Source organism: Zoogloea sp., assembly GCF_028693495.1.
In the GTDB taxonomy this organism is placed as follows: domain Bacteria; phylum Pseudomonadota; class Gammaproteobacteria; order Burkholderiales; family Rhodocyclaceae; genus Zoogloea.
In genome coordinates, this window is sequence record NZ_JAQUVG010000023.1 from 25,854 (window position 1) to 37,579 (window position 11,726).

Below are 11,726 nucleotides of genomic sequence, written 5' to 3' on the forward strand. Positions count from 1 at the left end.
AATGGCACACCCGGGGCAGGGCTGTGGCTGGGTCCGGGGAGGGCGCCCCTCCCCAGACCGGACAACCGGGGCTGCCTGCCGCAGCCCCGCTGCGGGGTTTACTTTTTCCAGGTATCGCGGAGGGTGACGGTACGGTTGAAGACCGGAGCCCCGTCCCGGGTGTCCACCCGATCCGCCACGAAGTAGCCGTGGCGCTCGAACTGGAAGCGGGCTTCCGGCCTGGCTGCACGCAGGGCGGGTTCGAGCTGGGCGGTGATCACCTTCAGGCTGCCCGGGTTGATGTCGTCCAGGAAATCCCGCTCCACCCCCTCGGGGTCGCCTTCGCGGCGGTTGCCCGGGTAGGCATGGGCGAAGAGCCGGTCATACAGGCGCACCTCGGCGGTGTAGGCGTGCTCCACCGAGACCCAGTGCAGGTTGCCCTTCACCTTGTAGTTGTCGGCGCCGGGCGTGCCGGACTTGGAGTCGGGCAGGTACTCGCACAGCACTGCGGTGATGTTGCCGTCGGCATCCTTCTCGCAGCCGGTGCACTTGACCACGTAGCCGTAGCGCAGGCGGGCCATGTTGCCCGGGTAGAGGCGGTGGTAGCCCTTGACCGGCGTCTCCATGAAATCCTCGCGCTCGATCCACAGTTCGCGGCCAAAGGGCATCTCGCGCTTGCCGAGCTCCGGGTGTAGCGGGTGGTTGGGGGCGTGGCAGCGCTCCGTCTGGCTTTCGGGGTAGTTGGTGATGATCAGCCTGAGCGGATCCAGTACCGCCACGCGGCGCTCGGCGGCTTCGTTGAGGTGCTCGCGCATGCAGTCCTCAAGCACGCTCATGTCGATCCACGAGTCGCCCTTGGACACCCCGATGCGCTCGGCAAAGCGGCGGAAGCCCTCGGGGGTGAAGCCGCGGCGGCGGGCGCCGACCAGGGTCGGCAGGCGCGGGTCATCCCAGCCGGCCACGTGCTTCTCGTCCACCAGCTGGATCAGCTTGCGCTTGGAGAGCACCACGTAGGTGAGGTTGAGGCGGGCGAACTCGATCTGGCGCGGCACCGGGCGGGGGAAGAAACCGCCCTCGGCCAGGCTGTCCAGCAGCCAGTCGTAGAAGGGGCGCTGGTCTTCGAACTCCAGCGTGCAGATGGAGTGGGTGACGTCCTCCAGCGCGTCCTCGATGGGGTGGGCGAAGGTGTACATCGGGTACACGCACCAGCGGTCGCCGGTGCGGTGGTGGGTGGCGTGGCGGATGCGGTAGATGGCCGGGTCGCGCAGGTTGATGTTGGGCGAGGCCATGTCGATCTTGGCGCGCAGGATGTGGGTGCCGTCGGGAAACTCGCCGGCCTTCATGCGCTGGAACAGTTCGAGGTTTTCGGTGACGCTGCGGTTGCGGAAGGGGCTGTCCTGGCCGGGGCTGGACAGGGTGCCGCGGTAGGCACGCATCTCCTCGGCCGACAGCGAATCCACGTAGGCCTTGCCGACGATGATGAGGTGCTCGGCCATGGCGTACATCTTGTCGAAGTAATCCGAGGCGAAGTACAGGTGCTCACCCCAGTCGAAGCCCAGCCACTGCACGGCCTCGATGATGGCGTCCACGTATTCCTGTTCTTCCTTGGTCGGATTGGTGTCGTCGAAGCGCATGTGGCAGGCGCCGCCGTAAGCCTCGGCCAGGCCGAAGTTGAGGCAGATGCTCTTGGCGTGACCGTAGTGCAGGTAGCCGTTGGGCTCCGGCGGAAAACGGGTCTCCACCCGGCCGCCCCACTTGCCGGCACGGCGGTCTTCGTCGATCAGGTTGCGGATGAAGTTGCTGGGGCTGGAGTCTTCTGTCGGGGTGCTCGGAGCGGTCATCTGGTCTTACCTTGCAGGACGGGCGCCGGGTGGCAGGTCCACCCGAACTGGAAAATCCCGCGATTGTAGCCGATGCCGCCCCGCCCCAAGCCTGCCCGTGGCGTCGAGGCCGGGGGGCCGCGCGCGTGGCCTGTGTCCCGGGGGTGCAACGGATGGGGCTGGAGCCATTACAATGAACGGCTACTGCAGTCCCTGGCCGGATCAACCCTGGCCCGAGGACGGACGATCACCCTGCGCCCATGACACAGACTGATGACCCCCACGTCCTGATGGTGGACGACGACCCCCTGACCCGCCTGGTCGCCGGCACAGCCCTCCGTGAGGGCGGCTTCCGGGTGAGCGAGGCCGCGAGCGGGGAAGAGGCCCTGGCGCGGCTCGACCGGGAGGACGTCCCCGATCTGGTCCTGCTCGATGTGATGATGCCCGGCCTCAGCGGTTTCGAAGTCTGCTGCCAGTTGCGTGCCCGCCCGTGGGGCGCCCTGGTGCCGGTGATCATGCTCACCGGGCTCGAGGACAGCGAGTCGGTGGAGCAGGCGTTCGATGCGGGCGCCACGGATTTCATCTCCAAGCCCATCAACGGGAGCCTGTTGCGGTTCCGTATCCGTTACGTGCTCCGCGCTGCCCGGCTGATGAAGGAGCTGGCTCGCAACCAGAGCCGCCTCGAGCATTCCCAGCGGATTGCCCGTCTGGGCAGCTGGGAATGGACGGTCGATGAGGAGGAGGTGGAGCGCTCGGCCCAGTATTTCCGCCTGTTTGGTGGTGCTCCGGAGGCGTTCGGCCCGTCGATGGAGGCGGTCCTCGAGCATGTCTATGCTCCCGACCGGGACAGGGTGGCCGCGGCGCTCGAGGGTGCCCGGCGCGGGCAGGCCTATCAGCTGACCTACCGGATCGTCTGGCCCGACGGCAGCGTGCGGACCGTGCTGGAAACCGCCGAGCCCGCAGCCGGTGGGGAAGGCGATGGGCGCTCTGCACCGCTCGTCATGGAGGGGAGCCTGCAGGACATCACCGAGCAGGTAGATGCCCAGCGGCGTATCCGCCAGCTCGCCTATTTCGATCATCTCACGGGCTTGCCGAACCGGGAGTTCTTCCGGGAGGCTCTGGTCGTCGCGGCCGTGCGCTGCCTGCGCAACGACAGCCGCTGCGCGGTGATGGTGGTGGACCTGGACCGTTTTGCCCGTATCAATGACAGCCTCGGCCCCGAGCGGGGGGACCAGGTTCTCCAGGTGATCGGCCACCGCCTGCGGGAGGCCATGGGGGATCGTATCCCGGCCGATCCGCCCGCTGGAGGGGGAATGCCGGTGTTCCGGGTGGCACGCCTGGCGGCCGACGAATTTGGCATCCTGGTTCAGGATGTGGGGTCCGTGGACGAGGCCCTCGAGATTGCCGGGCGGCTCCTGCGGGTGGTCCAGGTGCCCATCCGGGTGCCCCAGCAGGAGATTGCCCTCTCGGCCAGGATCGGTGTGGCCGTGATGCCCGATCACGCCTGCGATGCGGATGCCCTTCTGAAGGCAGCGGAAACCGCCCTCAACCGGGCCAAGCGCAGCAATGGCGAGCCCGTTTCCCTGTTCTCCGAAGAGATGAAGATCGCCGCCCTGCTGCGCTTCACCCTGGAAGGCGAGCTGCGCAAGGCCCTTGCCGAGGGCAGCCTCCAGGTGGTCTATCAGCCCATCGTGACACTGCCCGAAAGACGGGTGGTCAAGGCCGAGGCCCTGGTGCGCTGGTTCCACGGAACCCGTGGGGCCGTGCCGCCCCCCGAGTTCATCTCCCTGGCCGAGGAGACCGGCATGATCGTGCCCCTCAGCCGTCTGGTGATCGAGCGGGTGTGCCGTGACATCGCGGACCTGGAGGATCGCCTGCCCCCGGATTTCCGGGTCAGCATCAATCTCTCCGGTGTCAACTTCATGGATGTCCGGCTTATTCCCACCGTGGAGGAGATCCTCCGCAGGGCGGGTGTCCCGCCCACCCGGATCGAGTTCGAATTGACGGAGACCGTATTGATGCGTGACCTGGATTACGCCACCAGCACCCTGGGGCAGCTGCGGGAGAGGGGCATCCGGGTGGCGGTGGATGATTTCGGCACGGGCTACTCGTCCCTGGCCTACCTGCGGCGGCTGGCCGTCGATACCCTCAAGATCGATCGTTCCTTCATTCACGAGCTCAGTGACGGCCAGGGCATCGCCATCGTCGAGGCGGTGATCGGCCTGGCCCGCAGCCTGGGTCTGGAGGTGGTGGCTGAAGGGGTCGAGACGACCGCCCAGCTTCAGGCGCTGGTCGAAAGGGGCTGCCACCAGATCCAGGGGTATCTGTTTGCCCGGCCGATGGCGCCTGGCCTCCTGGCCGGGATGCTCTCCCGGGTGCTGGAGATCCCGGAGGATCCCCTTCCCCGGGGCTGAGCCCCGGCTTCAGCCCGGCATTTTTTCGGGGGGCTTGATGGCGATGGACAGACGTACCCCTTCGGACGCTTCCAGCTCCCGCAATTGCCGGATCAGGCTCTCATCCAGCACGAAATCGGCCGCCAGGAGCATGACCCCGTCCCGGGTCAGCAGGTCCCGCGCCAGCACCATGCCCGGCCGCAGGGCGGCAGGGTTCAGTTCGGAGGTGCTGGCGCTGATGACCTCGGTGGCGCCCAGAATGTCCACCAGGGCATCCACCACCTGGGGACAGTAGCGCTTGCCCCGGTTGTGCTGAATGAAGGTCAGTGCCTCCTCGGCCTTGAGCTTGCGGGGGGACAGGGTACCGATCTGCAGGCCGTCATACTCGTTGGCGACCGCCAGGATGCGGGCGCCGTAGGGAATGGTCAGGCCGGACAGGCGATCCGGGTAACCCTGGCCGTCCCAGCGTTCATGGTGGCTGCGGATGTAGGTGCCTGCCTTGCGCAGGTTCTCGAGTCCCATCAGGGCGGCCTGTCCGGTAACCGGGTGCTTGCGCAGCAGCCCCAGTTCGTCACCGGTCATGTGGGAGACGGGTTTGGCCAGCAGCTCGTCCGGCAGGCCGATCTTGCCCACGTCGTGGAGGAGGCCGGCGAGCATCACGTCCTGGGCATCGGCGGCAGAAAAATGGAGGCGCAGGGCGATCTTGCGGGCCAGGTCGGCCACCCGCCGGGAGTGACCGGAGATGGCGCCCTCCCGCAGCTCGATCAGGTTGGAGAACACCCGGATCGAGGTCAGGAAGTGCTGCTTGAGCTTTTCGTGAGCGCCCCGCAGCTCCGCGGTGCGCGCCTCCACCTTCTGCTCGAGGCTGGCATTGAGGGTCTTCAGCTCTGCGTTCTGAGCCCGGGTCAGGGCTTCGAGGCGGTTCTTTTCCCGCTCCAGGGCCTTGCGCTCCAGGGCCTCCCGGACGGTCAGCACCACCTCCTGGTCGTTCCAGGGCTTGGAAATGTAGCGGGCGATCTGGCCCGCATTGATGGCGGCGATCGTCGACTCCATGTCCGCGTAGCCGGTCAGGAGCAGCCGGACCACGTCCGGGTGGCGTTTGCGGGCCTCGGTCAGGAAGGTCGCCCCGTCCATGCCCGGCATGCGCATGTCGGAGATGATCAGGTCCACCTTTTCCCGGTCCAGGATCTCGAGGCCCTCGGCGCCGCCGCTGGCGATGAGGACTGTGTAGCCGTGGGGGCGGAACAGGCGTCGCAGGGATGACAGGATGTTGGCTTCGTCGTCGACGCAGAGCAGGGTGAAGCTGGGGGTGTCGGGGGCTGCGTTCATGGGGGGGCTCCGGCAGGATCCTGATGCTGGACCGGGAGGGTGATCCGGAAGGTGGTGCCTGCGCCAGGGGTGCTGCTCACGCTGATTTTTCCGTTGTGTTTCTGCACGATGCCGTAGGAGAGGGACAAGCCGAGGCCGGTCCCCTTGCCGACGGGTTTGGTGGTGAAGAAGGGATCGAAGATCCGGTCGATGACGGCCTGGGGTATTCCGCTGCCGTTGTCGGCCACCTCGATCCAGACCTTGTCGCCGCCCTCCATGCCGGTGCGCACGGTGATGGTGCCCCGCTGCCCTTCGGGCATGGCATGGGCGGCATTCACGAACAGGTTCATGAAGACCTGGTTCAGCTGGGACGGCAGGCAGTCCACTCGGGGGAGCGGGCCGTATTCCCTGACCACTTCGGCCCGGTACTTGATTTCGTTGCTGGCCACATTGAGGGTGCTGTCCAGGCCCTGGTGGAGGTCCGCCGCCTGCCAGTCCTGGGTGGATTCGGAGCGGGAGAAGTCCCGCAGATCCTGCACGATCTTGCGTACCCGTTCGGTGCCTTCCTCTGACTCGCTGATCAGCTGGTGGATGTCCTCCCGCAGGAACTGGAAGTCGGCAGCCTCCTTGGCGGATGCAATCGCGGCCCGGTCTTCCGGCGGGAGACTGGCCTCCCGGGCCTCGTAGCTGTCCATCACCGACAGGAGCTGACCTACATAGGTCTTCAGGCTGCGGATGTTGGAATTGACGTAGCCGATGGGATTGTTGATTTCATGGGCGACCCCTGCAGCCAGCTGGCCGATCGAGGCCATTTTCTCGGACTGGACCAGTTGCTGCTGGGTGTCGTGCAGGCGGCAGTTGAGTTCGGTGAGCTCGGCGTAGCGTTTCAGGAGTTCCTCCTCGGCCCGCTCCCGCCGCTCGATGTCCTGCTCCAGGCTGGCCTTGGCCTGCTGGAGCTGATCGGTGCGCTGGGCCACCTTGGCTTCCAGATCGGCGTGCATGCGCAGCAATGCCATCTCGGCAAATTTGCGCTCGGTGATGTCCTGCAGCGTCTCTATCGCTCCGATCACCTCCCCCAGGGCATTCTTGAGGGGCGCTGCCGTGAAATGCAGCCAGCGCCCGCTGTCCCCCAGCTGGGGGAAGAAGTCTTCTGCTTCATAGGCGCCCTCCACATGGGGTGAGCGGCGGATTTTCTTGTCGCCGTAGAACTGCATGATGTCCTCGACCTGCCCGGACACGATCAGATCGGCGAGGATGGGGCGCTCCACGTCATAGAAGGCCACCCACGGCCGGCGGGTGCCCACCATCCGGGCTGCAGGGATGCCGAGCGCCTGTTCGCAGGCGTGGTTCCAGTGGGTCACCACCTGATGGGCATTGATCACCAGGGTCGGCACGGGGTCGCCGTCAATGATCTGGGTGAGCAGCTGCTGGGTCTGTTGCTGAGCGGCTTCGGCGCGTTTGCGTTCGGTCACGTCGATCAGGCTGCAGATGGTCGTCGGGGTCCCGGCGATGAGCTCCCGGTTGATCATCAGCTCCACCCAGCGCTGTTCCTTGTCCCGTGTGCAGATCAGGGTCTCGCAGCGGGAAAACGGCTGGGCTTCCCGGGGCGCCATTTCGCTGCACTGGCGCAGCCTTTCGTGGACATGGGCCGGAAAGAGCTCCCGGTAGTGCATGCGGGCCAGGGTTTCCGGGCTGTGGCCGGTCAGCCGCGACATGGCCCGGTTGGCGAACAGGATCTGCTCGCCCCGGTGCAGGAGGATGGCTGCGCTGAGGGATTCGGCGAGGGGAAACAGGGATGAGGGCAGCAGAAAAGGCGACGGCGTCATGGTCGGCTCAAAGCATCAGGCGGTAGCTTTCAAAGCGGTTCCGGGTGTCCTCCAGCACTGCCAGCAGGACTTCCCAGCTCAGTCCCAGGCCGGTCACCGTTTCCTGATCTAGGCGGGGCACCTGGCTCCACTCGTCCTTGCCTTCGTCCAGGTCCAGGGCCTGGGAGATGGCATCCGCGTAATGGATGATGCCGGCCATCCCGCCGGGGGCGCCCCGTTGCGGGTCGTGGTGCCAGGCCAGGGCATCCACGATGTCGGCCGGAAAGTTCCAGCGGGCGGTCAGGGCGGCCCCCACCTGGGCATGGTCGAAGCCGAAGATCCGGCGTTCCGCATCGGTCAGCGGAAGGTCCCCGGAGTGGGCCAGCTCCAGGCAGCGGCTGAAGTGATCCGGATCGAGCACCATCAGCGCCAGCCGGCCGATGTCGTGGAGCAGACCCGCGATGAACAGGGACTCCGGGCGGCGCCCCAGGGCCTGGGCCAGGGCCTGGGCCGCGACTGCCGTGCCCAGCACGTGACGCCAGAAACGATCCTGATTGAACCCGGCGGCGCAGCCGGCCGGCAGGCTGGTCACCACCGCCGCGGCCAGCACCAGGGAGCGTACCGAGGACAGGCCCAGCACCACGATCGCATCATGGATCGAACTGACCCGGGCCTGCAGCCCGTAGAAGGGGGAGTTGGCCACCCGCAGCACCCGGGCGGCAATCGCCTGGTCCTGGGCGATCTGGTGGGCCAGTTTGTCGATATCCGTGTCGGCGCCCGCCATCGAGGCCAGCACCTCCATGGCCACGGCCGGCATGGCCGGCAGCTTGTGGATATGGGCGACGAGTTCGTCCAGGGTAAAGGGCGCACTGCTCATTGGAGTCTCTTCATGCGAAAGGCCAGCACGGCGTGGAGCAGGGCCTGGGCGCCAGGGTCGTCGGTGGCATGGCGGAACAGGTGCATCACCCGCTGGCGGATGGCCTCCCGCTGCCTTTCCTGGTCGGCGGGGTCTTCCGGCGCGATGATGAGCAGTGTTTCGATGCTCCGCCGGCCGAGGCTGACCAGGTGATTTTCCGTCAGGGTGGTTCCGGCTGGAAGCAGGATGGTGCCGTTCCGGTCGGTGACCGGTGCCCCGAGCACCATGCCGGGCTGTGCTTCTGCGAGGGCGAGGGTGAGGACGGTGCTCATGCTGCGGGTTTGGCACAGGTGAAGGTGAGCAGGCAGCCCCGGGAGTGGCCGAAGGCGCCCAGGGTGTGGGCTTCCACCCGGAAGAGGCGGGTGCCGCAGAGGATCTCGGCCTTGCCCTCGCCAGCGGAGAGCAGCGGATGGAAGTCGGCCGGCAGCACATCCACCGCGTCCTGGCCGAGCAGGCGGGGCTGTTCGGAGAACAGGGCCTCGGCAGCCCGGTTGCAGAAGGCGATCATCCCGCCCGGATCCACCCCGATCACCGGCAGCGGCATGACTGCCAGGGCCTCCTGGGTCATGCTGAGGGCGGCCTCGTCCAGCCCCAGGCGGCGCTCCTGCTCCGCCAGGACCGACTTGAGGCGCTCGTTCATCCGGGCCAGTTCCTGATTGGCCTGCTGCAGTTCGGCGCCCAGGCGACGGTTGTCGTCGGCCAGAGCCTTGCGGCGGAAGGCTTCTTCGATGTTGGCCCGCAGCATGGCGTCGTCCCAGGGCTTGGTCAGGAACTTGTAGATGGCGCCCTCGTTGATGGCATTGGTCACCGACTGGAGATCGGTGTAGCCCGACAGCACCATGCGCACGGTGTCCGGCACCATGTCCTTGGCCTTGCGCAGGAACTCGACCCCGGTCATGCCCGGCATGCGCTGATCGGAAACGATCACATCCACCGGGTTGGCAGCCAGGATCTCGAGTCCCTGCTGCCCCCCGCTGGCGGTCAGGATGGTATAGCCGTCCCGGCGCAGCAGGCGGCGCAGGGAGGACAGGATGTTGTCTTCATCATCCACCAGCAGCAGGGTCTTGCGGGGTATCGGATCCCGGATCAGGTGTCCATCCAGCCGCCGCCCGTCGGCAAGCAGCTGGCCAAATTCCGCCGGCCGCAGGGCCGCCCCCAGGTACGGACCGGCCAGGATGTCGGCGCCACAGGCTTCCATGACCGAAGCGTGGAGAGGCGAGTCGATGCCCTCTGCACACACCGCCAACTTCAGGCGGTGGGCGCGACTGGCCAGGGCCCGGGCGATGGCCACGCCTTCCGGGTCTGCCGTGACATCCCGCGCCAGGCTGGCCGGAATCTTCATGCCATCCAGGAACTGGGCGTGGAGTGCCGCCAGATGGATGCCACTCCCGCTGGACACGTCGATCATGAAACGCACGCCGCAGGTCTTGAGGTGGGCGAGGGCCGCGCATTCCTCCGCCGAGATGCCGTCCTTGCCGCAGTGGATATGGAACTCCAGGCATCCAGGCGCCAGGCAGGCCTCCAGGAGAATGCCGTTGATCCGGTGGGCGACGTCGGTGTCGCACAACAGGTCCAGCTCCGCAGCCAGGGCCAGGGTCAGCGGGCGGTTCCGGGTGTGGTTCCAGCGGGCCATCTGGGTGCTGGCCGCCCGCAGCATCGCCAGGCTGGCTTCGCCGGATGCGCCCAGGGTCACTGCCCGGGGCTGACCGTCCAGGGCGGAGTAGAGCTCGGCCCCGGTCAGTTCGCCGCTGTGACAGTCATAACGTGGCAGGTAAAGCAGGGTATCCACCTCGGAGGTGGGGGCGGCTGGACAGTCCATCAGGTCTCCAGAGGGGGGAAAGCGGCACTTCCGGACAGAGTGCTCGGGTGCACGAAATCCTGCAAGGGCAATCCACCCAGGTATCGGCAGCCCGCCGGCAGGCTTGAGGGCGGGCGCGGGGAAGGGAGGGCTTTTTGTCCGGGGAGAGGTCCGGGCATGGGGTGCGGTGGGGTACGGCAGGGTAAAATCCCGCCCCTGCGCTCCCGCTCCGGGCGCCGCAGCCGTAAACCTGTCCGACTCTCCGCCGTAGCGCCCATGCCCGTCTCCCCCCCGCGGTCCGACCGCAACGATCCTTATGCCCTGCTCGAAGACTGCCTGTCGGCCGACCGTCCGGCCCTGCGCCGCGACCTGCGCCGCCTGCCCCGGCGCCCGCGCAGCCTGGCCGAGCTGCCGGAGCCCCTGCGCCTGCGCATCGCCGATTCGGCGGCCCGCCTGAGCGCCCGGGCGGCGGCCCTGCCCAAGCCGGATTTCCCCCCCGAGCTGCCGGTCAACCAGCGCAAGGACGAGATCGCCGAGGCCATCCGCACGCACCAGGTGGTCATCGTGTGCGGCGAGACCGGCTCCGGCAAGACCACCCAGCTGCCCAAGATCTGCCTCGAGCTGGGCCGCGGGGTGGCCGGCCTGATCGGCCACACCCAGCCCCGGCGGATCGCCGCCCGGGCCACCGCCAGCCGCATCGCCCAGGAACTGAAGAGCGAGCTCGGCAGCATCGTCGGCTACAAAATCCGCTTCACCGACCGCATCGGGCCCCAGAGCTACATCAAGCTGATGACCGACGGCATCCTGCTCGCCGAGACCCAGGGCGACCCGCTGCTGTCGGCCTACGACACCCTGATCATCGATGAGGCCCACGAACGCAGCCTCAACATCGACTTCCTGCTCGGCTACCTGCGCCAGCTGCTCGTCAAGCGGCCGGACCTGAAGCTGATCGTCACCTCGGCGACCCTGGACGCCGAGCGCTTCGCCCGCCATTTCGGCAAGGGCGACACGCCGGCGCCGGTTATTGAAGTATCGGGCCGGCTCTATCCCATCGAGATGCGCTACCGCCCGGTGGAGCGGGACGAGCCGAAACCGCTGCGCCCGGGCGAGGCGCCACCGCGCCAGGACAGCCGCGGCCCCGACCGCGATCTCTACGACGCCCTGGTGGACGCGGTGGACGAGGCCCATCGCAGCGGTCCCGGCGACGTACTGGTGTTTTTGCCCGGCGAGCGGGAGATCCGTGAAGCTGCCGAGGCCTTGCGCAAGGCCCACCACGCCGCCGGCACCGAGATCCTGCCCCTGTTCGCCCGCCAGTCCGCCCAGGAGCAGGCCCGGGTGTTCGCCCCGTCCAAGGGGCGGCGGGTGGTGCTGGCCACCAACGTGGCCGAAACCTCCCTCACCGTGCCGGGCATCCGCTATGTGGTGGACACCGGCCTGGCCCGGCTCAAGCGCTACAGCCACCGCAACAAGGTGGAGCAATTGCAGATCGAGAAGATCGCCCAGTCGGCGGCCCGCCAGCGCGCCGGGCGCTGCGGCCGGGTGGCCGATGGCGTGTGCTTCCGCCTCTACGACGAGGACGACTTCAACAAGCGCCCGGCCCACACCGACCCGGAGATCCTGCGCTCGTCCCTGGCCGGGGTGATCCTGCGCATGAAGTCCCTCAAGCTCGGTGAGGTGGCCGACTTCCCCTTCATCGACGCGCCCCTG

General features: G+C 67.5%; 8 protein-coding genes. 2 read left to right on the forward strand and 6 right to left on the reverse strand.

Translation table 11 applies throughout. From position 1 onward, the window contains the following. Nucleotides 1-98 precede the first annotated feature (98 nt). Entirely contained in the window at nt 99-1,820 is a 1,722-nt protein-coding gene (locus PHD22_RS05980; RefSeq protein ID WP_299863704.1) for a glutamine--tRNA ligase/YqeY domain fusion protein, read from the reverse strand. A gap of 239 nt (nt 1,821-2,059) precedes the next feature. Between PHD22_RS05980 and PHD22_RS05985 the strand changes: the two genes are divergently transcribed. Further along, nucleotides 2,060-4,213, forward strand: a complete 2,154-nt coding sequence (locus PHD22_RS05985) for an EAL domain-containing protein (protein ID WP_299863707.1) — start codon at nt 2,060-2,062, stop codon at nt 4,211-4,213. A gap of 9 nt (nt 4,214-4,222) precedes the next feature. Here the strand turns inward: PHD22_RS05985 and PHD22_RS05990 are convergent, their stop codons facing one another. From PHD22_RS05990 to PHD22_RS06010, 5 genes are read right to left on the reverse strand one after another with little or no spacing between them, the layout of a single operon-like run. Continuing rightward, entirely contained in the window at nt 4,223-5,521 is a 1,299-nt protein-coding gene (locus tag PHD22_RS05990; RefSeq protein WP_299863710.1) for an HD domain-containing phosphohydrolase, read from the reverse strand. After that, on the reverse strand, nt 5,518-7,326 hold the full coding sequence (locus PHD22_RS05995; protein ID WP_299863713.1) for an ATP-binding protein: 1,809 nt from the start codon (nt 7,324-7,326) through the stop codon (nt 5,518-5,520). The genes PHD22_RS05990 and PHD22_RS05995 overlap by 4 nt, the downstream gene beginning before the upstream one ends. A 7-nt stretch (nt 7,327-7,333) precedes the next feature. Further along, nucleotides 7,334-8,182, reverse strand: a complete 849-nt coding sequence (locus PHD22_RS06000) for an HDOD domain-containing protein (protein WP_299863714.1) — start codon at nt 8,180-8,182, stop codon at nt 7,334-7,336. Continuing rightward, a complete protein-coding gene (locus PHD22_RS06005; protein WP_299863717.1) occupies nt 8,179-8,493 on the reverse strand; it encodes a hypothetical protein in 315 nt (104 codons plus the stop codon). Before PHD22_RS06005 ends, PHD22_RS06000 begins: the two co-directional genes overlap by 4 nt. Continuing rightward, nucleotides 8,490-10,040 carry a response regulator gene (locus tag PHD22_RS06010; RefSeq protein ID WP_299863720.1) on the reverse strand — a complete coding sequence of 517 codons (1,551 nt, stop codon included), beginning with the start codon at nt 10,038-10,040 and terminating at the stop codon, nt 8,490-8,492. The genes PHD22_RS06005 and PHD22_RS06010 overlap by 4 nt, the downstream gene beginning before the upstream one ends. Nucleotides 10,041-10,295: 255 nt before the next feature. Here PHD22_RS06010 and PHD22_RS06015 point away from each other — a divergent pair. Further along, the coding region (locus PHD22_RS06015; protein ID WP_299863723.1) for a helicase-related protein at nt 10,296-11,726 on the forward strand (1,431 nt) is incomplete at its 3' end.